The 21,460-nt window shown below is 54.3% G+C and carries 17 protein-coding genes and 1 tRNA gene; 11 read left to right on the top strand and 7 right to left on the bottom strand.

Annotation, left to right across the window (positions count from 1 at the left end):
- Nucleotides 1-46 precede the first annotated feature (46 nt).
- The 4 genes from EL386_RS11710 to EL386_RS11695 all read left to right on the top strand — a co-directional run bounded on the left by EL386_RS11710 (nucleotide 47) and on the right by EL386_RS11695 (nucleotide 2,794).
- A complete protein-coding gene (locus EL386_RS11710; RefSeq protein WP_126456421.1) occupies nucleotides 47-1,048 on the top strand; it encodes a DNA-directed RNA polymerase subunit alpha in 1,002 nt (333 codons plus the stop codon).
- Nucleotides 1,049-1,083: 35 nt separating this feature from the next.
- The gene (gene rplQ, locus EL386_RS11705) at nucleotides 1,084-1,485 is read left to right on the top strand and encodes a 50S ribosomal protein L17 (protein ID WP_126456419.1); all 402 of its coding nucleotides are present in this window, start codon (nucleotides 1,084-1,086) and stop codon (nucleotides 1,483-1,485) included.
- Between the two features lie 79 nt (nucleotides 1,486-1,564).
- Nucleotides 1,565-2,287: an SAM hydrolase/SAM-dependent halogenase family protein gene (locus EL386_RS11700; protein WP_126456417.1), complete on the top strand. Its 723-nt coding sequence runs from the start codon at nucleotides 1,565-1,567 to the stop codon at nucleotides 2,285-2,287.
- Nucleotides 2,288-2,389: 102 nt separating this feature from the next.
- Nucleotides 2,390-2,794, top strand: coding sequence for a helix-turn-helix domain-containing protein (locus EL386_RS11695; protein ID WP_126456415.1), 405 nt, complete (start codon nucleotides 2,390-2,392; stop codon nucleotides 2,792-2,794).
- On the opposite strand, the gene EL386_RS11690 is transcribed toward EL386_RS11695, so the two are convergent.
- A complete protein-coding gene (locus EL386_RS11690; protein WP_126456413.1) occupies nucleotides 2,791-3,504 on the bottom strand; it encodes a response regulator transcription factor in 714 nt (237 codons plus the stop codon). The genes EL386_RS11695 and EL386_RS11690 overlap by 4 nt on opposite strands.
- Nucleotides 3,505-3,616: 112 nt before the next feature.
- The gene (gene uvrA, locus EL386_RS11685) at nucleotides 3,617-6,442 is read right to left on the bottom strand and encodes an excinuclease ABC subunit UvrA (protein WP_126456411.1); all 2,826 of its coding nucleotides are present in this window, start codon (nucleotides 6,440-6,442) and stop codon (nucleotides 3,617-3,619) included.
- Nucleotides 6,443-6,513: 71 nt separating this feature from the next.
- Here uvrA and EL386_RS11680 point away from each other — a divergent pair, with 71 nt between their 5' ends.
- The 3 genes from EL386_RS11680 (at nucleotide 6,514) to ssb (ending at nucleotide 11,285) form a co-directional block, all read left to right on the top strand.
- Nucleotides 6,514-7,887, top strand: a complete 1,374-nt coding sequence (locus EL386_RS11680; protein ID WP_126456409.1) for an MFS transporter — start codon at nucleotides 6,514-6,516, stop codon at nucleotides 7,885-7,887.
- A 222-nt stretch (nucleotides 7,888-8,109) separates the two neighbouring features.
- Entirely contained in the window at nucleotides 8,110-10,638 is a 2,529-nt protein-coding gene (locus EL386_RS11675; protein ID WP_232020204.1) for a putative bifunctional diguanylate cyclase/phosphodiesterase, read from the top strand.
- Between the two features lie 155 nt (nucleotides 10,639-10,793).
- The gene (gene ssb / locus EL386_RS11670) at nucleotides 10,794-11,285 is read left to right on the top strand and encodes a single-stranded DNA-binding protein (RefSeq protein WP_126456407.1); all 492 of its coding nucleotides are present in this window, start codon (nucleotides 10,794-10,796) and stop codon (nucleotides 11,283-11,285) included.
- 940 nt (nucleotides 11,286-12,225) lie between these two features.
- Here the strand turns inward: ssb and EL386_RS11665 are convergent.
- Nucleotides 12,226-12,302: transfer RNA gene (locus EL386_RS11665), tRNA-Pro, on the bottom strand.
- 6 nt (nucleotides 12,303-12,308) lie between these two features.
- The gene (ispB, locus tag EL386_RS11660; protein WP_126456405.1) at nucleotides 12,309-13,277 is read right to left on the bottom strand and encodes an octaprenyl diphosphate synthase; all 969 of its coding nucleotides are present in this window, start codon (nucleotides 13,275-13,277) and stop codon (nucleotides 12,309-12,311) included.
- A gap of 214 nt (nucleotides 13,278-13,491) precedes the next feature.
- Here ispB and rplU point away from each other — a divergent pair, with 214 nt between their 5' ends.
- The 4 genes from rplU (at nucleotide 13,492) to proB (ending at nucleotide 16,457) form a co-directional block, all read left to right on the top strand.
- A complete protein-coding gene (gene rplU / locus EL386_RS11655; RefSeq protein WP_126456403.1) occupies nucleotides 13,492-13,803 on the top strand; it encodes a 50S ribosomal protein L21 in 312 nt (103 codons plus the stop codon).
- Nucleotides 13,804-13,831: 28 nt separating this feature from the next.
- A complete protein-coding gene (gene rpmA / locus EL386_RS11650; RefSeq protein ID WP_126456401.1) occupies nucleotides 13,832-14,089 on the top strand; it encodes a 50S ribosomal protein L27 in 258 nt (85 codons plus the stop codon).
- Nucleotides 14,090-14,163: 74 nt separating this feature from the next.
- Entirely contained in the window at nucleotides 14,164-15,252 is a 1,089-nt protein-coding gene (gene cgtA / locus EL386_RS11645) for an Obg family GTPase CgtA (protein WP_126456399.1), read from the top strand.
- An 80-nt stretch (nucleotides 15,253-15,332) separates the two neighbouring features.
- Nucleotides 15,333-16,457 (top strand): glutamate 5-kinase, encoded by a 1,125-nt coding sequence (proB, locus tag EL386_RS11640; protein WP_420856734.1) that lies wholly within the window; start codon nucleotides 15,333-15,335, stop codon nucleotides 16,455-16,457.
- A 325-nt stretch (nucleotides 16,458-16,782) separates the two neighbouring features.
- Here proB and EL386_RS11635 read toward each other — a convergent pair whose 3' ends face one another.
- From EL386_RS11635 to EL386_RS11625, 3 genes are read right to left on the bottom strand one after another with little or no spacing between them, the layout of a single operon-like run.
- Entirely contained in the window at nucleotides 16,783-17,850 is a 1,068-nt protein-coding gene (locus EL386_RS11635; protein ID WP_126456395.1) for an alpha/beta fold hydrolase, read from the bottom strand.
- A gap of 37 nt (nucleotides 17,851-17,887) precedes the next feature.
- A complete protein-coding gene (locus EL386_RS11630) occupies nucleotides 17,888-19,090 on the bottom strand; it encodes an efflux RND transporter periplasmic adaptor subunit (RefSeq protein ID WP_126456393.1) in 1,203 nt (400 codons plus the stop codon).
- Nucleotides 19,091-19,096: 6 nt separating this feature from the next.
- The gene (locus tag EL386_RS11625) at nucleotides 19,097-21,460 is read right to left on the bottom strand and encodes an ABC transporter permease (RefSeq protein ID WP_126456391.1); all 2,364 of its coding nucleotides are present in this window, start codon (nucleotides 21,458-21,460) and stop codon (nucleotides 19,097-19,099) included.

Below are 21,460 nucleotides of genomic sequence, written 5' to 3'. Positions count from 1 at the left end.
ATTTTGGCTTAACTCATTTAGCTACATTGGAGAGAGGACCTTTTATATGCAAGGTTCAGTTTCGGAATTCCTGAAACCACGCGTTGTAGACGTACAGGTTAAAAACGAGCGTCATGCCAAGGTTGTCCTTGAGCCGCTGGAACGTGGCTTTGGTCATACACTGGGTAACGCACTGCGTCGTATTCTGCTGTCTTCGATGCCAGGCTGCGCGGTAACAGAAGTTGAAATTGATGGTGTATTACATGAATACACCTCGATCGAAGGTGTGCAGGAAGATGTTATCGATATCCTGCTTAACCTGAAAAACCTCGCTATTGTGCTGGGTGGTCGTGATGAAGTCACCTTGAGCCTGAGCAAGAAGGGCCCGGGTATCGTCACCGCGGCGGATATCGAGTTGTCGCATGACGTCGAGATCACTAACCCTGATCTGGTTATTGCCAACCTGACCAAGGCCGGTGACCTGAACATGACCATGAAGGTTGAGCGTGGTCGCGGCTACCAGCCGGCTGCACAGCGTGCGACATTCGAAGAAGAAGAGCGTCCTATCGGCCGCCTGCTTCTGGATGCCTCATTCAGTCCGGTTCACCGTGTTAACTACACCGTTGACAGTGCCCGTGTTGAGCAGCGCACCGACCTGGACAAGCTGATCATCGACATCGAGACCGATGGTACGATTGATCCGGAAGAGGCTATCCGTCGTGCCGCGAGCATTATGCAGGAACAGCTGTCTACTTTCGTTGACCTGAAGGGTAAGGAAGAGGCAGAACCGGAGGCCAAGGAAGATGAAATTGATCCTATCCTGCTGCGTCCGGTTGATGATCTTGAACTGACCGTTCGTTCAGCTAACTGTCTGAAGGCAGAGAGTATTTACTATATTGGTGATCTGATTCAGCGCACCGAGGTTGAGTTGCTCAAGACTCCTAACCTGGGCAAGAAGTCGCTGACTGAGATTAAGGAAGTGCTGGCACAGCGTAGTCTGTCGCTTGGCATGCGTCTGGAGAACTGGCCACCCGCCAGCCTGCAGGACAAAGAAAAGCAGTCTGCCTAAGGGCCGACACCCGTTCCAGTTTTGAGGTAATAAACGTGCGTCATCGTAAATCAGGTCGACAACTAAACCGTAACAGCAGCCACCGTAAGGCCATGTTTCGCAACATGTCTGCGTCACTGTTCGAACATGAACTGATCAAGACAACACTACCCAAGGCCAAAGAGCTGCGTCGTGTTGCTGAGCCCTTGATCACCCTGGCGAAGACAGACACTGTTGCCAACCGTCGTCTGGCCTTTGATCGCCTGCGTGACCGAGCTCTGGTTACCAAGCTGTTCAATGAACTGGGTCCACGCTATAACGAGCGTCCGGGTGGCTACCTGCGCATTCTCAAGTGTGGCTTGCGTGCCGGTGACAAGGCCCAGATGGCCTATGTCGAGCTGGTGGATCGCCCGGCGGGTGGTGAGGATGCCGAGGTGGTTGAGACCGCCGAGGCCTAATCACACCCCCCTTGCTGCATAAAAAGCCGGGCCTGTGCCCGGCTTTTTTTATGCCCACTATTCCGGGTATGCTGTGTTTATGATTATTCTCTGCACGGATTTTGGTCGCTGCCCCTATACGGGGCAGATGCAGGCGGTCTTGCAGCAGCAGGCGTCGGGGGTGCCGGTCATCAGTCTGTTCGATGACCTGCCGAGTTGGGATATCCGCGCCGCGGCCTATCTGCTGCCGGCCTTTGTCAATGAATTCCCCCTCGATAGTGTTTTTGTGGTGGTGGTTGACCCGGGCGTCGGCAGCGAACAGCGCCTGCCTGTCATCGCCCGCCTGGATGGCCGTTGGTTCGTCGGTCCCGGTAACGGTGTGTTGCATATCCTCGCCCGGCGCGCCAGTCAGGCGCGTTTCTGGCGCATTGACTGGCGCCCTGAGCGTCTTTCAGCCAGTTTCCATGGTCGTGACCTGTTTGCCCCCGTCGCCGCGCGTCTGGCCCTTGGTGAGGCGCCAGAGGGCGAATCTATCGATGAGCCGCGCCCCGTGGGGCTCTGGCCCGATGACCTTGCCCAGATCCTCTATATCGACCATTTTGGCAACGCGATCACGGGGCTGAGGGTCTCCTGCGTCGAGACCTCCTCACGTATCCAGGTTGGTGCGCAGGTGCTCAGTCGTGCGCGCACCTTCGCCGATGTCGGGGTCGGGCAGGCCTTCTGGTACGAGAATGCCAATGGCCTGGTCGAGATCGCGGTCAATTGCGGCCGTGCCGACCGTCTGCCGGGGATTATCCCGGGCGGCACGGTAGACATCCTCTAAAACCTCGCCACTGGGCCTTGCCAATGGTAGTGAATATCCGGTTAAATTGTGATCATTGTGTTTAAACGAAAAGGTTAGGGCATGCAGGCCGGTGGACACAGGATGAACAATGAAAAGCAGAAATTTTCGGCACGCCTGAATGAGGCCCTTGATGATGCGGGGGTACCCCAGAAGGGCATGGGGCGTCAGTCGACCCTGGTGAGGATGTTGGGCATCAGCCACCGCGTGGCCAAGAAATGGCTCGAGGGTGAGGAGTTCCCGCCGACCTCGAAGATGGTCAAGTTGGCCACGGCATTACAGGTGCGTTCGAACTGGTTGTTTTCCGGTCAAGGTGAGAAGCGCATCGAGTTTGAGGCTGGTCTGGATGAGGCGGAGACGGCGGTGCAGCGTCATGCCGATGCCCTCAGCCAGGAGGCCTTTGAGGTGGCCTCGGAGTGGGTGCGGCTGCCGCCATCCCAGCGGCTGGCGATACGCAAAGTGATTAAGGAGCTGACGACCAGCCGTTAGTGTACGGCCTCGTCGCCCTCGACCTGTTCGAGGCGATAGCCGTGGTGATAGATGGCACTGATGCGCCAGCCATTCTCGGGTACCAGCCCAAGTTTGTTGCGGATGCGGCTGATGTGAGTGTCGGCCGTGCGGGTGTTGATGTCCTGGCTATGCCCCCAGACACTCTCCAGCATATGGCCGCGTGAGACGATACGCCCGAGGTTGCGGAACAGGAACAGCACCAGCTCAAATTCCTTCTGGGTCAGCTTGATAGAGTTGCCATTGCGGGTCACGGTATTGTTTTTCAGGTTGATGGTATACGGGCCGTAGTCGAGTTCATTGCCCGGGCTCTTTTCCGTGTCGAGCACGTTGGCACGACGGGCCAGGGCCGTGATGCGGGCCATCATCTCCTTCTGGCGAACCGGTTTGGTGATGTAATCGTCGGCACCGAGGTCAAGGATCTTGACGATGTCCTCCTCGTTGTCACGCATGGTTAAAAAGACTATGGGGATACGCCAGTTGAGGTTCTCGCGTACCCAGACCAGTACCCCCTCACCATCGATTTCCGGGACCATCCAGTCGAGCAGGAGCAAGTCATAAGAATCTGCCTTGAGGGCATTCAACATTTGTCGCCCATTGGCAAAAATCGTGCAGTGGTGACCTTCCTCTTCTATCCATAGACTGATGAGCTTGGCGATATGTTCATCATCTTCGAGTAATGCGATGCGCAAAACAGCTTCCCCTCTTAACTGCCAAAATACTAAGCCAGATAGCTGTTGCCTGAATGGCTATACGTCTGGCTACTACCCACAATAGTTCTTATCGGTAATAGCCTAGCAGACTTTAAGGTTTTTTGAGTAATGGACTTAAATATTGTCCGGTATATGAAGGTTGGTGTGCGGCAACGGTTTCCGGTGTACCCGTGATCAGGATCTCACCTCCCTTATCGCCCCCTTCAGGTCCCAGGTCGAGCAGCCAGTCGGCCGTTTTGATGACGTCCAGATTGTGCTCGATGATGACCACGGTGTTGCCGTGGTCGCGAAGACGATGCAGCACGGCGAGCAACTGACGGATATCGTGAAAGTGCAGGCCGGTGGTCGGCTCATCGAGGATATACAGGGTGCGACCGGTATCGCGCTTGGAAAGCTCGCGTGACAACTTCACTCGCTGCGCCTCACCGCCGGAGAGCGTGGTGGCATTCTGGCCGAGGCGGATATAGGTCAGGCCGACATCGAGCAGGGTTTGCAGCTTGCGGGCCACGACCGGCACGTTACTGAAAAAGGTCAGCGCCGCCTCGACGGTCATGTCGAGGACCTCGTGGATATTTTTGCCCTTGTAGCGGATATCGAGCGTCTCGCGGTTGTAGCGCTGGCTCTTGCAGACATCGCAGGGTACATAAATATCCGGCAGGAAGTGCATCTCGACCTTGATCACGCCATCACCCTGGCAGGCCTCGCAGCGCCCACCCTTGACGTTAAAACTGAAGCGCCCCGGCGTGTAACCGCGTGAGCGGGCCTCGGGGGTCTGCGCAAACAGCTCACGGATCGGCGTGAACAGGCCGGTGTAGGTGGCCGGGTTGGAACGTGGGGTGCGGCCGATCGGGCTTTGGTCAATATTGACGACCTTGTCAAAATGCTCCAGCCCCTCGATGGTGCCGTGCGGGGCCGGGTCATCACCGCTGCGGTTAATCGCCAGGTGGGCGGCGCGATAGAGGGTGTCGTTGACCAGTGTCGACTTGCCCGAGCCGGAGACACCGGTGACACAGGTCATCAGACCCACCGGGATATCGACATCGACATCCTTGAGGTTATTGCCCGTGGCCCCGCGGATGCCGATCAGGCGCGTCGTATCGACCGGTGTGCGCTGTGCCGGTATGACAATCGACTCGACACCGGAGAGGAATTGACCGGTCAGTGAATCGGGGTTGGCCATGATCGCCTCCACCCGGCCCTCGGCAACAATCCGGCCACCGTGCACGCCGGCACCGGGACCGATATCGACGACGTGATCGGCACAACGAATGGCATCCTCGTCGTGCTCAACGACGATGACGGTGTTGCCGAGGTCACGCAGGTAGAACAGGGTATCTAATAAACGCTGGTTGTCGCGCTGGTGCAGACCGATGGAGGGCTCATCGAGCACGTACATGACCCCGACCAGGCCGGCACCAATCTGGCTGGCGAGACGGATACGTTGCATCTCGCCGCCGGAGAGGGTCTCGGCACTGCGTTGCAGGCTCAGGTAATCGAGGCCGACGTTGACGAGAAAGGTCAGGCGCTCGTTGATCTCCTTGAGGATCTTGCCCGCGATCTCGCCGCGTCGCCCCGGCAGTTGCAGCGTCGAGAAGAAGTCCCGCGCCCGGCCCACCGGCAGGGCGGTGATCTCGGGCAGGGTGTTATTGTCGATAAACACATGCCGTGCCGCCGTGGTCAGGCGGGTGCCATGGCAACTGCTGCAGGATTGGTGGCTGATGTATTTCGCCAGTTCCTCGCGGACGACATTGGATTCGGTCTCGCGGTAGCGGCGTTTCATGTTCGGGATGATGCCCTCGAAACTGTGTTCGCGTTTTGTGCCCCGGCCCTTGTCGTTGAAATAGGTAAAGCTGATTTCCTCTTCGCCACTGCCTTGCAGGATCACATTCTGGACCGTCTCGGGTAGTTTGTTAAAGGGCTGCTCGATATCGAAGCCATAGTGCGCTGACAGGCCCTGTAATAACTGGAAGTAATAGGCATTGCGGCGGTCCCAGCCGCGCACGGCACCCCCGGCCAGGCTCAACTCGGGGTGCAGGACCACGCGCTCGGGGTCGAAATACTGCTGTACGCCGATGCCGTCACACTCCGGGCAGGCACCGGCCGGGTTGTTGAAGGAGAAGATGCGAGGTTCGAGCTCACTGATACTGTAGCCGCACTCCGGGCAGGCAAACTTGGCCGAGAAGTCGATGTCGTCGTGGCCGCCCTCCATCCAGGCGATGCGGGCGAGGCCGTCGGTCAGGTGAATGGCGGTCTCGAAGGATTCGGCGAGGCGTTGTTGCAGGTCATCACGGACCTTGAAGCGGTCGACAACGATCTCGATGGTGTGTTTGCGGCGCAGGTCGAGTGCCGGTGGTTTGTCGAGTTCACAAACCTCGCCATCAATGCGGGCGCGGATAAAACCCTGGCTGTGCATCTCCTGCAGTAACTGCACGTGTTCACCCTTGCGGTTCGACACCACGGGGGCGAGTAGCATGAGCTTGGTACCTTCCTCGAGCGCCAGGGTGTGGTCGACCATCTGGCTGATGGTTTGCGCATCAAGGCCGATGTCATGCTCGGGGCAACGGGGCTCACCGACACGGGCGAACAACAGACGCAGGTAGTCGTAGATCTCGGTGACCGTACCGACCGTCGAGCGCGGATTGTGCGAGGTCGATTTCTGCTCGATCGAGATCGCCGGCGACAGCCCCTCGATGTGGTCGACATCGGGTTTTTCCATGATCGACAGGAACTGGCGGGCATAGGCCGACAGCGATTCGACGTAGCGGCGCTGGCCCTCAGCATATATGGTGTCAAAGGCGAGTGAGGACTTGCCTGAACCGGATAGGCCGGTAATGACAATAAGTTTGTCACGGGGCAGGTCAATATCGATGTTTTTCAGGTTGTGGGTGCGGGCACCGCGAATGTGTATCGTATCCATTAAATTTCCAGCGCTAAATCAACCTGCTAATATACGCTGATTTTTAGCCAAGGCACAAAGTAGAATAACCCATGCAGCGATCTACAGGTATGAGCCCCACCGAGCGACGCGCGGCATTGTCGTTGGCCTCGATCATGGCGACCCGTATGTTGGGTCTGTTTATGATCCTGCCCGTTTTTGCCCTTCATGCCCAGGACCTGCCGGATGCCACACCGCTCCTGATAGGCCTGGCCATTGGTGCCTATGGCCTGACCCAGGCCCTGTTGCAGATCCCCTTTGGTATGGCCTCCGATCACTTTGGCCGTAAGCGAGTAATCACTATCGGCCTGTTATTGTTCGCCGCGGGTAGTGTGGTGGCGGCCATGTCAGACACGCTGACCGGCATCATTATGGGCCGCGCCCTGCAGGGTTGCGGGGCCGTGGCCGCCGCGGTGATGGCCCTGACCGCCGACCTGACCCGTGAGGAACAGCGTACCAAGGCCATGGCCGTGATCGGCATGAGCATTGGCTCGGCCTTTGCCCTGGCGCTGGTGGCCGGGCCACTGCTGAATGAAATGATTGGCGTAAAGGGCATTTTTTGGCTGACTGCCGTGCTGGCCCTGGGCGGCATTGCAGTGCTCTGGTTACGCGTGCCCCAGCCAGAACAGTGTTCCATGCACCGTGATGCGGAATTATTGCCCGGACAGGCCGGCATCGTGCTGCATGACAAGCAGTTGTTGCGACTCGATGCCGGGATCCTGATCCTGCATACGATCCTCACCGCCACCTTTGTGGTGCTGCCGCTGGTACTGCGCGACGAACTGGGCATCGCCGCCGCGCATCACAGCTGGGTGTACCTGCCCATTTTGCTGCTCTCGGCAGTGGCCATGGTGCCGTTTATCATCGTCGCCGAGCGCAAACGACGCATGAAGCCGATCTTTGTCGGTGCTGTGAGTGTGCTGGGCCTGAGCCTGCTGGCCCTGTCGCAGTGGTATACAAATATGTCGGCCTTTGTAGTCATTCTATGGCTGTTCTTCACCGCTTTTAACTTCCTCGAGGCCAGTCTGCCCTCACTGGTCAGTAAGACGGCGCCGGCCGAGAAGAAGGGCACGGCGATGGGCATCTACTCCAGTTCGCAGTTTTTTGGCGCCTTCCTCGGCGGTGGGGTCGGCGGCTGGGCCTACGGCGAGTTTGGGGTCAGTGGGGTGTTTATCTTCTGTGCGGCCATGGTCGGCCTGTGGTGGTTGCTGGCGGTGAGCATGCAGGCACCGCGTTACCTCTCCAATCTGGTGCGACATCTCGCCGAGGACGAACGGCGTTCAGCCGAGGTGCTTGCCGGGGACTTGCGCGCCATTGGCGGGGTCAGGGAGGCTGTGGTCGTGCCTGAAGAACGCGCTGTTTATCTCAAGGTCGATAGCCAACGGCTTGACCAGGCAGCGCTGGACACCTGTCTGGCCGGGGAATAAACCCTACAAAAACAGTTGGTCAAATGGCCGCTGTCGATGCCGGTTTTTACTTGCGGGTGCTTAAACGTAGTTTTACTCTATGTAATAACCTTTATTAAGATCTTTAATCGGACTCGCACCTGGCCGATATATTATTAAAGATATCTCTCAAACCGCGTGACAGGAGTCAGGCGGTCAGTTTGGGCATGGTTGATTGCCACGTTTAAAGAAATATTTAGCAGAATGCCGATAAATCCTGAATGCAAAGACGCTCTACGCCTGTGTAGCCTGCGACGCCGTTACCTGAGCATCGCCGGGATACTGGCCGTGTTGTTATTGGGGGGGGCGTTACTGGCCAACTGGTATGCGAATGATGTCTCCCGGCAAAATACCCGTGGCCTGAGCCTGCAAAACCAGGCCGAGGAACTCATGGCCGAGATCCGCAACGGCATCTGGGCGGCAGACAGCGCGCTGAACGCGATGCTGCTAAGCCCTGAGGCCGAGCATGAACTGATCATCGCCCGTAACATGCACCACGCACAGCGAAAATTATCAGCCTTGAATGTGATACCAGCCCTGCATGTAACGGGCTTGAGCGATGACCTGAAGACCCTCGAGGTGAGCTTCAGCCTGTTGCAGGACAAAGTTGAGTACCTGGTGGAAAAACGCCGTGACGCAAACTGGGTCTATCCACTGCTGCCTTATATCACTGAACGCTTGCTGGAGCCGAATCAAAATTTTGAAACTGCCGTGCAGCAGGCCCTGAATGAGATTGCAGAACTGGATGGACGCAGCTATGCCTCCGAGTTGTACGGACAGTTTGATGAGGCCGGTGACCTGTGGCGGAAAATGATCCTGGATTTTCGCGCCGTGATCATCCGTTTTGCCGGCCTGAATGCGACCAACGAGATCTCGCAGGAAACGAATATCGAGAGTTTTCATACCGCGATCGTGGCGAAACTCGCCTTATTGCAACAGTTGCACAATGCCGGCGAACTCGGTTTCGAGTCTGAGCAGGCACTGGAAACCATGCAGCAGGCCACACGCGCGTGGCGGGAAAACTGGGAGACGGCCAAGCAACTGCGCAGTTCCAAGTTGTGGCGTGCCGACCTCGAATACATGAGTAATGTGATTCGCCCCAACCAGCAACTGGTCTATGAAGCGCTGAACGCCCTGGAAAGCGGTGTTCATGTATGGATGGAAAAGAACGTTGAGCTTGTCCAGGCGGCCGCGACGACGATTAGTTACATCTTATGGGGGCTGGCCGGCCTGGCACTGTTCTTCCTGGGCTTGATTTACCTGATGATAGAGCGTTCCGTATTAAAGCCGATTGAAAGGATTTCGAAGGCGATCACCGAAGACGGCGAAAAGGGTCAATACCATCTCGAAGATTATAGCAGCCAGGAAGTGAATAAACTGGTGTCGGCCTTTAACCGCATGCGTCAGCAGATCCATCAGCGGCAAATGGCCCTGGAAGACCAGGCCCTGCATGACGCCCTGACCGGTTTGCCCAACCGGGCCCTGCTCAATGACCGTATTGAACAGGCGATCCACATCATGCGTCGCAACACCCAGCCGATAGCGCTGTTACTACTCGACCTGGACCGCTTCAAGGAGGTCAATGACGCGCTGGGGCACCCGGTTGGGGATCAATTGTTGCAACATGTTGGGCAACGCCTGAAGGGGGTATTGCGTGACTCGGATACGGTGGCCCGACTCGGTGGTGACGAATTTGCCATCGTCGCGCCGAATGCAACTGCCGTGCAGGCCAGCCAGTTTGCCGAGAAGATCATCAGTGTCATCAACGAGGCCTTCTCGATTGAGGGGCAGGACCTCTACGTCGGGGTGAGCATCGGTGTGGCCGTGTACCCTCAGCATGGTGATGATGCCGATACCCTGGTGCGGCATGCCGATGTGGCCATGTATCACGCCAAGCGCAACAAGCTTGGTCACAGCGTCTATAAGCAGTCACAGGACGAGGGCAGCGTCGACAAGCTGACCCTGGTCAGTGACCTACATAACGAGCTTGATGTGGCCAGCGCGGTGCAGTTGTACTACCAGCCGCAGGTGGATATCGTCAGTCGTGAAATTGTCGCCATTGAGGCCCTGCTGCGCTGGGAACACCCACAGCTGGGTTACATCTCCCCCGAGCATATTGTCAACATGGCCGAGCACACCGGGCAGATCGATACCCTGACGCGCTGGGTGGTGAATACCGCCTTGCGTGATTGTGCCGGCTACCTGAACCGCTACGGTATTCGCCTGTCGGTGAACCTGTCGGCGCGCAATCTGCAGGACAGTCAGTTGCCCATGGATATCGAAAAGGCCCTGACGGAATACGGCGTCAAACCCGCCGCTATCACCCTCGAGATCACCGAGAGTGCGATGATGAATGACCCGGTGCGGGCCAGGATGATCATGTCCGAACTGAACGCCATGGGCATCGAGTTATCCGTGGATGATTTTGGTACTGGCTTTTCCTCGCTGGGCTACCTGAAAATGCTGCCCGTTGGTGAACTGAAGATCGACAAGTCGTTTGTCATCAACATGCTCGAAGATGAGAACGATGCCATTATTGTTCACTCCACCATTGAGCTGGCACATAACCTCGGTCTCAAGGTTGTGGCCGAGGGTGTGGAAAGCCAGACCACCATGTTGCAGTTGCTCAAGCTGAAGTGCGATGTCGCCCAGGGTTACTTCCTGTCGCGGCCGATCCCGGCCGATGAACTGGCCGTATGGCTCAAGGAATACGAATCCCGGCTCGCCTCCTGAGTAGCTTATCTCCCTGTTTTGTAGCAGGTTTATTTTTTGCTTGCACGGCCTTTTGCACGCTGTAATAGTACGGCTTTGATTGTGTCGGCCACGTGAGCGTCCGATCAGGAAAAACAAGCTAAATATCATACGATGAACGATACGGAGAAACGAAGATGGCTCGAGGAGTAAACAAGGTAATTCTGGTGGGCAACCTGGGCGCAGACCCGGAGGTACGTTACATGCCAAACGGCGGCGCCGTGGCGAATGTCACCGTGGCCACCACCGAATCCTGGAAAGATAAACAAAGTGGCGAAAACCAGGAAAAGACCGAATGGCACCGCGTCGTGTTTTTTGCCCGCCTTGCCGAGATCGTCGGCGAATACCTGAAAAAGGGTTCACAGATTTATGTCGAAGGCCGCCTGCAGACGCGCAAGTGGCAGGACAAGAGTGGCCAGGACCGTTACACAACCGAGATCGTCGCCAACGAGATGCAGATGTTAGGCAGCAAAGGTGGCGGCGGGGGAAGCGCTGGCGGTGGCGGTAACTTCAACAGTGGTGGTGGACAGCCGAGTGGCGGCGGTGCGCCATCCGGTGGCTCAGCACCGTCTGGCGGCAGTTCCGGTGGCGGCAGCTTTGATGACTTTGATGACGATATTCCGTTCTAGGAGTCTCGCAGTAGTAAAAAAACGCCCGGCTTAGTTGGGCGTTTTTTTTTGGAAAAAACTTTACCGCAAAGGACGCGAAGGTACGCTAAGTAGGAAACACGGATGATTCGATCTATTCATCAATCATCATTCCGAAATCATCAATGTCTTTTATGTTGGTCGGCGTGAGATGCCCTGAACCTTCGGAGAAGGCTAGGGTATGCATAATAAAACCCGAAGGGGTTCTATGCTGTGATGTAATCCGAACACGTTCTTTTTAGAAATAAAATGGTCGGCGTGAGATGCCCTGAACCTTCGGAGAAGGTTAGGGTATGCATAATGAAACCCGAAGGGGTTCTATGCTGTGATGTAATCCGAACACGTTCTTTTTAGAAATAAAATGGTCGGCGTGAGATGCCCTGAACCTTCGGAGAAGGTTAGGGTATGCATAATGAAACCCGAAGGGGTTCTATGCTGTGATGTAATCCGAACACGTTCTTTTTAGAAATAAAATGGTCGGCGTGAGATGCCCTGAACCTTCGGAGAAGGTTAGGGTATGCATAATGAAACCCGAAGGGGTTCTATGCTGTGATGTAATCCGAACACGTTCTTTTTAGAAATAAAATGGTCGGCGTGAGATGCCCTGAACCTTCGGAGAAGGTTAGGGTATGCATAATGAAACCCGAAGGGGTTCTATGCTGTGATGTAATCCGAACACGTTCTTTTTAGAAATAAAATGGTCGGCGTGAGATGCCCTGAACCTTCGGAGAAGGTTAGGGTATGCATAATGAAACCCGAAGGGGTTCTATGCTGTGATGTAATCCGAACACGTTCTTTTTAGAAATAAAATGGTCGGCGTGAGATGCCCTGAACCTTCGGAGAAGGTTAGGGTATGCATAATGAAACCCGAAGGGGTTCTATGCTGTGATGTAATCCGAACACGTTCTTTTTAGAAATAAAATGGTCGGCGTGAGAGGATTCGAACCTCCGACCCCTTCGTCCCGAACGAAGTGCGCTACCAGGCTGCGCTACACGCCGTAGAGTTTAAAAACTGCGGTTCACCGAGAATTCAGCGAGCGTCTGTAAGGCCTCGCGGTATTTCGAATCCGGCAGGACCTGCAGGGCGGCAATGGCCTTGTCGGCCGCCTGCCGTGCAGAATCGGCAGTGTATTGGATGGCCCCGGTAGATTCAACGGCTTCCATTACCGCATCGATTTGTTCCAGGCCGCCGCTCTCAATGGCCGTGCGCACCAGCACGGCCTGTTCGGGTGTGCCGTAACGCATGGTATAGATCAGGGGAAGGGTGGGTTTGCCCTCGGCCAGGTCATCGCCAATGTTCTTGCCGATATCCTCGCTGCTGGCGCTGTAGTCGAGCACGTCATCGATGAGCTGGAAGGCCGAACCCAGGTACATGCCGTAGTCGGAGAGGGCCTGTTCCTGCTCGGCCGGGGCGCCCTGGATCACGGCGCCTAATTGACCGGCCGCCTCGAACAGCTTGGCGGTTTTGCAGTGGATGACATTCAGATAATTTTCTTCTGTGGTGTCGGCATCATGCACATTCATCAGCTGCATGACCTCGCCCTCGGCGATGGTATTGGTGGCGTGCGAGAGGATATCCATGACCCGCATCTCGCCGATCTCGACCATCATCTCGAAGGCGCGTGAATAGAGGAAATCGCCGACCAGCACGCTGGCCTCATTGCCGAACAGGGCGTTGGCGGTGTCCTGGCCACGGCGCAGGCTGGAGCCATCTACAACGTCATCGTGGAGCAGGGTGGCGGTATGGATGAACTCGATGATCGCCGCTAGCGCGTGGTGGTGCTGGCCCTCATAACCGGCGGCACGGGCACAGAGCAGGTGCAGCATGGGTCGCAGGCGCTTGCCGCCACTGTGCACAATATAATGACCAAGCTGGTTAACCAGCGCCACCTCAGAGTGGAGTCGGGTCTTGATGAGCGTGTCGACCGCCTGCATATCCTCGGCGATCAGGGCCTGTACAGCGTTCAAATCCATTATAATTCTCGTTTTAAAGCAGGCTGCATGCTAGGGATGTGGCCCGAATCGGTCAAGTAATGATTGATTTATATAATAATCAATGACTTATGATGGCGCAAGCGTAATCGGGGGAATGAAATTGCGGATTGACCTAAGGTCTCGATATGTATAAAATTTCCGCCCTTTCAGGTTATCTGTGGTTCGCATGGGCGGGCCCTTTTGGAGAAACAATATGTACGCGGTAATTGCGACCGGTGGCAAACAGTATCGAGTAACGGAAGGCCAGACCCTCAAGGTCGAGAAGCTGACCGCTGATGTAGGCGCCTCATTCGATATTGATAAGGTACTCATGGTTGCGAACGGCGACGATGTTAAGATTGGCAAGCCCTATATTGATGGCGGCAAGGTAACGGCCACGGTGAAATCACACGGTCGCGGCGAAAAGATTCGCATTATCAAGTTCCGTCGTCGTAAACATTCGCGCACGACACAGGGCCATCGTCAGTCCTATACAGAACTCGAAATCACCGGCATCGCCGGCTGAAGTCCGAACAGATTGAGGAGCAGCACTCATGGCACATAAAAAAGCAGGCGGTAGTACACGTAACGGTCGCGATTCAGAGTCGAAACGACTTGGCGTGAAGCGTTACGGTGGTGAAGCAGTCCTGGCCGGTAACATCCTGGTTCGTCAGCGTGGTACCAAGTTCAATCCTGGTAGCAACGTAGGTTGTGGTCGTGACCACACCCTGTTTGCGAAGGCAGACGGCAAGGTACTTTTTGAAGTTAAGGGCCCGAAGAAGCGCACCTTTGTCAGCATTGTCGCGGCATAAATTTCTGGCCTAGGCCAGAACAAGAAGCCCCGTCTGCTGACGGGGCTTTTTTCGTTTTACTCGAGATGTAAACCATGCAATTCGTCGATGAAGTAAACATCAAGGTAGAGGCAGGCGACGGCGGTAATGGCTGTGTCGGTTTTCGCCGTGAGAAGTACATCCCCAGAGGCGGCCCGGATGGCGGCGACGGCGGCGATGGCGGCAGCGTTTATTTTGTCGGTGAGCAGGGCCTGAATACCCTCGCCGATTTTCGTTTTACCAAATCCTTCCGCGCCGAGCGTGGTGAGAATGGCAAGGGTCGGCAGTGCACCGGTAAGGGTGGTGAGGATATTTATATCCAGGTGCCGCTCGGCACCATGGTCTGGGATAGAGACACCGAAGAAATGATCGGCGATGTCACCAAACAGGGACAGACCCTCAAGGTGGCGCAGGGCGGGCATCACGGCCTCGGCAATATTCACTTCAAGAGCAGTACCAATCGTGCGCCGCGTCAGGCGACCTCGGGCACCGAGGGAGAACGTCGCCGTCTGCGCCTGGAATTGAAGGTACTGGCCGATGTCGGGCTGCTGGGCCTGCCGAATGCCGGCAAGTCGACCTTGCTGAGCCGGGTCTCGGCGGCACGCCCGAAGGTGGCCGACTACCCGTTTACGACCCTGCACCCGAACCTGGGCGTGGTCAGTATTGAGACACACCGCAGTTTCGTGATTGCCGATATCCCCGGGCTGATCGAAGGTGCCTCGGAAGGCGCCGGCCTGGGTATTCGTTTCCTCAAGCACCTGGCACGTACGCGGTTGCTCTTGCACCTGGTTGATGTGCAGCCTCCGGGCGGGCTCAGTGACCCGGCGGAGGATGTCAAGGTGCTGGCCGCCGAACTGGAAAAGTTCAGTGAGGAACTGGCCGCGCTGCCGCGCTGGCTGGTGCTGAACAAACTCGACGTGTTGCCGGAAGCCGAACGTGAGGCACACTGCCAGGGCATTATTGATCGCCTCGAATGGTCCGGGCCGGTGTTCAAGATCTCCGCCGTCAGCGGCATGGGCACAAAAGAATTAATGGGTGCGATCATGGACTATATTGAACAGCGCGCCAGGGATGAGAGGGAACGTGCCGAGCAGGCAGCGTACGAGGCACAAAGAGAAAAACAGGCGTCAAAGGACGAGTCATAAGTTTTACGTTCAGATATCGCTAATCTGTGTTGCCAATTCATGCTACTGGCCTCTGCCGCTGGCCTCTATTAGAATCGAGAATAATGAAAATCCGCGCCGACATCTCCAAGACAAAAAACTGGGTCGTCAAGATCGGCAGCGCGCTGTTGACCAATGACGGCCGCGGTCTGGATACCGCCGCCATTAATACCTGGGTCGAACAAATCGTCGCCCTGCGTAACAGTGGCGTGCAGATCACACTGGTGTCTTCCGGTGCGGTCGCCGAAGGCATGCAACGTCTCGGCTGGCAAAAACGTCCGCATGAAATTCACAAACTCCAGGCCGCCGCCGCCGTTGGCCAAATGGGCCTGGTGCAGTGTTACGAGTCGGCCTTTCAGAAACACGGTATCCATACCGCGCAGATCCTGCTGACCCACGAAGACCTCTCCAGTCGTGAGCGTTACATCAATGCCCGCAGTACCCTGCGTACCCTGCATGGCGTCAATGTGATCCCGATCGTCAATGAAAACGATACCGTGGTCACCGACGAGATCCGCTTTGGTGATAACGATACCCTCGCCGCGCTGGTCGCCAACCTCGTTGAGGCCGACCTGCTCGTGATCCTTACCGATCAACAGGGCCTGTTCGACAGCGACCCACGCAGTAACGCTGATGCAAAATTAATCCACCAGGCCGAGGCCAAGGACGATTCACTCATGGCCATGGCCGGTGAGGGCTCGGCACTCGGCCGTGGCGGCATGCTCACCAAGATCCGTGCCGCACGGCTGGCCTCGCGTTCCGGCACTGCCACCGTGATCGCCTCCGGTCGCAGCGAACAGGTCTTATCAACTATTCGTGGCGGTGATGAAGTCGGCAGCTTCCTTACCGCCGAGAGTGAAGTGCTCGCCGCACGCAAGCAATGGCTGGCCGGGCAGTTGAAGATGCGCGGCAGCCTGCAAATCGATGCCGGCGCGGTGACAAAACTCAGCCAGTCGGGCAGCAGCCTGCTGGCCGTCGGTGTCACGGCAGTAGAGGGGGAGTTTGCCCGTGGTGAGGTGGTGCGTTGTGTTGATGCCGCGGGTCGGGAGATTGCACGCGGGCTGATTAATTACAACGCCGAAGAATCACGCCGCATCATGGGTCAGACCAGTGAGCGTATTGAAGCCTTGCTCGGTTATGTCGGTGAGCCAGAGCTGATTCACCGCGATAACCTGGTGCTGTCATAGGTAGCAGTAGTCTCGGTTTGATCAAACTGACGGGTTCAGAAATCTGCAGGTTTTAAACGGCTACTTCCGGCCAGAAGCGGTCGCTCGTGTTGTCACCATGGACGACTGTTTTTCAGCGAAAGCGGTCATTCAATTTTTTCCTATGTAGTGCAAGGTTAAAGATCGACTTATCCAAATTAAAACTTTATGCATCCCCTACACATGGTCATAAATTTTTGGCCTTTTGTGAACATAAATTGTATTTAGCTGAAACTAACTATCCTAGCTATTCTTTTAGTACTTTGTGTTGACAGTTGGTCGACCACAAAATGAATTTAACTGTATATTAGTTTTTCCCGTCAGACATATCCTGGCTCGAATTCTTGATATCGCGTATTATTTTGTTAACTGAGCTTATAACCAAGTCAGGACGGTCAAATTGAATATTATGCCCGCTTCCTTTTGCCAACACCCACTCGCTATTACTAGATAGCGTCATGTAATTTTGTCGTTGCCGTTCCTTGGCGGCCTTTAAATAGGCTCTTACTTTTTGTTCTGGATTTCCTTTATTTATTTCATCAACCTCATATGCGTATTTAATTGTCACTTCATTATCCTGAACAATTACTTTTACTGGCACATTCGGAAAACCAGTTGGAGCATTCAAATAGTGGTTGCCATCTATCCGGTAAAGTGAGGAAAAATGCTTCGAGAATTGTTTATGTTGAATAGGATTAGAAAGTGCTTCAACACCAAAGGCCCTTTGAAATTCGGGAACCTTGTGCATGCGAAGTAAATAATCGGCGTAAAATCTGAACAGGCCCAGTTTGGCGGAAATTTCGTTCCGCGAAATCTTTTTACTTTGCCTCAATACCCCCTGCTGGTATTTTGGATCGCGCAATTTTTTCTCATCCCGGGCCGATGGATCAACAAATACGGCACCACTAATTTCATCGGGATAAAGTTTTGCAAAGTGTTTTGTATAGATACCACCCATGGAGGCGCCCACAACAATATAAGGTGGATCAATGGCCAACTTCTGCAATAAAGTATGCAACTCTGTAACGATCTGTTTACTTGAGTACGGCTCGGGACTTACCTCGCTCCATCCATAACCTGCCCGATCATAGGTAAGCACTTTAGTCGTTTTGGCCAGTTCATCCTGGATATCCCACCAACCCCACGAGAAGGAATTTCCACCCGCTATTAAAATAACGGCTGGAGAACCCTCCCCCTTAACTGCGGCATAGAGTTTGTGGGTGCCAATGTCTATCATTTCTCCTCGTGAGAATGGATCTTTCAGCCACTGTTGCACTGTGTATTTGTTGTAGGAGTAACTTATCACTAAAAATATTCCGCTCAATATAACCAGAGAAACAAATGTTATTCCAATCCACTTTAAGAATTTTTTCATTTCAGTGCCTGCCCTACTTGCTACCGATTAAATATTTTTAGTTATACGTACGCACCTTCACTCGCTTACCGTTACTGATCGTATCATCGGGATACAAAATAACTTTTTCTTCCATGGTCAATCCGTCGAACACCTGGGCCACCAGCCCGTTACGCTGGCCAATTTTAATTACCCGTCGGTAGGCACGGCCATTTTCCAGTACAAATACGGCCCAGGCATCCTGATAATGAAACAGTGCACTGGCAGGGATCTGCAAGACATTTTTTTCTTCCCAGAGAATGAACTGTGCCTCGACGCGATAGCCATCTCCTAACCGTGACCATTGTTCATATGGTGAAGTAATATCGGCAATGATTAACACACGCTGCTCTTCAACACCCAGTGCCGATACTTTGGTGAAACCGACCGGCTCAATCGTGCGGACACGGCCTTCTAGTGGCTGTTGGTTTTTTCCCCATCGGTGAAACAACACGCGCATGCCGGGTATAATACTGACTGCATCCTCAGATAAAACCTCGATTTCCACCTCCAGTTGACTTGTATCACCCACCTCAAGGATCGGCTGACCAGCCGTCACCACACCCTTGCATTCATGGTGGATCTTCAAAATCTGTCCGGTAACCGGTGCTCGAATCGGGACTTTTTCGGCAGCATCGATTTCCTGTGCCGCTGAATATTTCAGGGCGGTTTTGGCAGCCGCCAGATCATATCGGGCAACGTCCACTGCAAAATTTGTAGAACGCTGGGCCGCACTGGTACTGTGCGCAGCTGTGTTCGCTTTGTCCATGACATCATGAGAAACATGCCCTGTCTCAAACAGCTTTTTAATTCGAGTTAGCTCGGTTGCGGCATAATCGGCATCTGCCTTGGCTGCGCGGGCATTTTCTTCAGCAGCGCGCAAGGCTGAAGCCGCTGCGGCCACCCTTGCTTTTGCTTCCTCCCGACGTCGTGGATCCAGCACTTCCGATTGCATGGGGTCAAGCCCCAGTAATACCTGGCCTTGCGTCACGTTGTCCCCAACATTCATGTCAACACGACAGGCCACACCGGTCACCGGTGCCGAAATTATGTATCGGTCGATCACGCGGGTCTTGCCCTCTTCGACTACCGTCACCAGCAGTGGAGCGCGTGAAACCCTTGCCACCTCCACCCAACTCGGTTGTGGCCAGAATCCAATAACCAGACCGACGATGATGGCAACGATTGTCCCAATCAATCCGGTGTGATGAGGTAGTTTCATAATGGATTATTCCTTCGTTTTCAGCACGGCGATCAAATCCAGTTTATCTAATTGACGGTGTACCATAAAAGCGGATGCCGTTGCGGCAACCAGAACCACCAGCGCGGCAAAAGCATAGGTATCCGGTTCCAGAACCAATGGAACACGGAATATCTCGTTCTGAAGAGTGCTCGCGATGTAACCACAAAGCCCGTAACCAAATAAAAAGCCCAAGGGAATCGCCAACAGGGTCAGTATTGCTAGTTCACCCAGCAAAATATATGAAATTTCACTGCGCTTCAGTCCGAGCACACGCAAACTGGCCAGTTCGCGACCACGCTCGATGAGCATGATCCGCGCGCTGTTATAAACAATACCCACTGCAATCACCACTGCAAAAATGCTTGCTATCGTCGTGTAAAACAGCATGGTCTGATCCATAGTCTTACGATAGTTTTTAATCTCCTGTTGCCGCACGCTGCTCGCTGCTATTCGTGGTATTTTTTTCAGGCGTTTTAAAATATCAGGCATTTCACGTTCATCAACACTCAGTAGTGCGCCATTGATTGCATGAGGTTCTCGTAACAGGCGGTTAAGGGATTGGATGGCCATATAGCCGGTAAGGCCGAGATATTGCCTGCCGAGTGCGACAACCTGTACTTGCCGTCGGGTGCCTTTGCCATCCAATATTTCAACGGTGATCCAGTCGCCGGGTTTTACGTCGAGGATATTCACAAAATAATCCGACAAGACAATACCCGATGCAGGTAGCCGAAAGGGTTTGAGATCAGCATTCAGGAATTGGATAATATGCCCCCCCGGCTCCAGTCCTGTAATTGCTGTTCGAAAATTGAGATGTCCATGATGCAACCTTACCGGTACACTACGAAATACCTCACCATGCTCGACGCCGGGCATATTTAATAAATCATATAAAGACCGGTATTCTGTCGGCTCAATAAAGGAAAGTAACAAATCCTGGCGTTGGGAAAATTTGAATTGCACATCCATGATGTAGCTCACGCTATCTTCTGTAAAACGCCCTGACATCACAACACCACATGCCAGGGCTATCCCGATAATTGACAGTGCCGATTTAATCAGGTGTCGTTCCATATGGCGGAGGATCATACGGGTCGGAGAGGAGAACCTGGACTTCAGCCAGGTATACTCCAATATACTTTGCCGATACACTGCAGGTGCTTCAGGGCGCATCGCCTCGGCCGGACGTAACTGCGCTGCTCTATGCACAGCAAATATGGCACCAATCATTGCAGCAGCAATACTTACAAATACCGCCTTGATGATGACCACAGGTTGTAAGACAAATTGCAGATAAGGCAAGCGAAAATATGCAACGTATATTTCCGCCAGCATGTTCCCCAACCATAAGCCAAGCACTATTCCCAAGCCCGTACCAATGGTTACGATTACCAATACCAACTGTATATAATGCAGGGTCACGTCGGTATTGCTGTAACCAAAGGCTTTCAGGACAGCGATCTGTTCTCTCTGCGTTGCTACAAGACGGGTTATTACCACATTTAATAAAAATGCGGCGACGCCCAGGAAAATTCCGGGAAAGACATTAGACAGGTTGTCAAATTGATCGATTTCATGTGATAGATACTTGTACGACGGTTGATCTTCACGGGATATCGCACCCCCTCCCCCGTAAGGTTTCAGTAGATCATCGAGATGCGTGATCACATCCTGCACCTTCACCCCGGCATCGAGCCGCAGCGCGACACTGTTGAATGCGCCATGCATGTCAAAGGCATGGCCAAGCGGCGTACGGGCCATCCAAATAAAAATCTGTCGTTTCGGATCAGGGAAGAAGCTGCCTGGCGGTACCAAAGAAAGGTACTCCGGTGACATGCCGGTGCCGACAATGCGAAGTTCTTTGCGAATCCCTTTAATAATAACACTGAGCCGATCACCAGGATGAAGACCGTGTGCTTTTGCAAATCCTTCACTAATGACAATTTCATCATTATTGCCACTATCTATTTTACGACCTTCACGTAGATACATATCATTTAGATGTATTTCCCCCTGATCCGGTACCGAAATGATAAATCCGGATACAGGTTCGGGGAAATCGGGAAGATCGACCGTAACGCTTCCCCCAACCCGGGTAACCACATCAGCAACACCTGGTATTTCGGTGATTCTCTGCCGCACTGACTCCGGCGCCCGTACCAGTGAGACAAACACATCGGCAAAACGGTAGTCACGATAAAACGTTGACCTTGTCTGGTTCAACGAATCCAGTGTGCTTAAAAACATAACATATGTCGCTACACCACAGGCAAGCACCAGCGTGATGGCGAAGGCCTGACCACGCAATTGCCAAAGGTCACGCCAGAGTTTTTTGTCGATGGCCTTCAT

It is taken from the genome of Sulfuriflexus mobilis (assembly GCF_003967195.1).
Lineage (GTDB): Bacteria > Pseudomonadota > Gammaproteobacteria > AKS1 > AKS1 > Sulfuriflexus > Sulfuriflexus mobilis.
This window is presented reverse-complemented; position numbering and strand designations above follow the sequence as displayed.

Bases quoted from the DNA above. Each gene is read 5' to 3' on its own strand.
- EL386_RS11710 (WP_126456421.1), top strand. From the start codon at position 47: ATGCAAGGTTCAGTTTCGGAATTCCTGAAACCACGCGTTGTAGACGTA.
- EL386_RS11700 (WP_126456417.1), top strand. From the start codon at position 1,565: ATGATTATTCTCTGCACGGATTTTGGTCGCTGCCCCTATACGGGGCAG.
- EL386_RS11695 (WP_126456415.1), top strand. From the start codon at position 2,390: ATGAACAATGAAAAGCAGAAATTTTCGGCACGCCTGAATGAGGCCCTT.
- uvrA (WP_126456411.1), bottom strand. From the start codon at position 6,442: ATGGATACGATACACATTCGCGGTGCCCGCACCCACAACCTGAAAAAC.
- EL386_RS11680 (WP_126456409.1), top strand. From the start codon at position 6,514: ATGCAGCGATCTACAGGTATGAGCCCCACCGAGCGACGCGCGGCATTG.
- EL386_RS11675 (WP_232020204.1), top strand. From the start codon at position 8,110: ATGCCGATAAATCCTGAATGCAAAGACGCTCTACGCCTGTGTAGCCTG.
- ssb (WP_126456407.1), top strand. From the start codon at position 10,794: ATGGCTCGAGGAGTAAACAAGGTAATTCTGGTGGGCAACCTGGGCGCA.
- ispB (WP_126456405.1), bottom strand. From the start codon at position 13,277: ATGGATTTGAACGCTGTACAGGCCCTGATCGCCGAGGATATGCAGGCG.
- rplU (WP_126456403.1), top strand. From the start codon at position 13,492: ATGTACGCGGTAATTGCGACCGGTGGCAAACAGTATCGAGTAACGGAA.
- rpmA (WP_126456401.1), top strand. From the start codon at position 13,832: ATGGCACATAAAAAAGCAGGCGGTAGTACACGTAACGGTCGCGATTCA.
- cgtA (WP_126456399.1), top strand. From the start codon at position 14,164: ATGCAATTCGTCGATGAAGTAAACATCAAGGTAGAGGCAGGCGACGGC.
- EL386_RS11635 (WP_126456395.1), bottom strand. From the start codon at position 17,850: ATGAAAAAATTCTTAAAGTGGATTGGAATAACATTTGTTTCTCTGGTT.
- EL386_RS11630 (WP_126456393.1), bottom strand. From the start codon at position 19,090: ATGAAACTACCTCATCACACCGGATTGATTGGGACAATCGTTGCCATC.
- EL386_RS11625 (WP_126456391.1), bottom strand. From the start codon at position 21,460: ATGAAGGCCATCGACAAAAAACTCTGGCGTGACCTTTGGCAATTGCGT.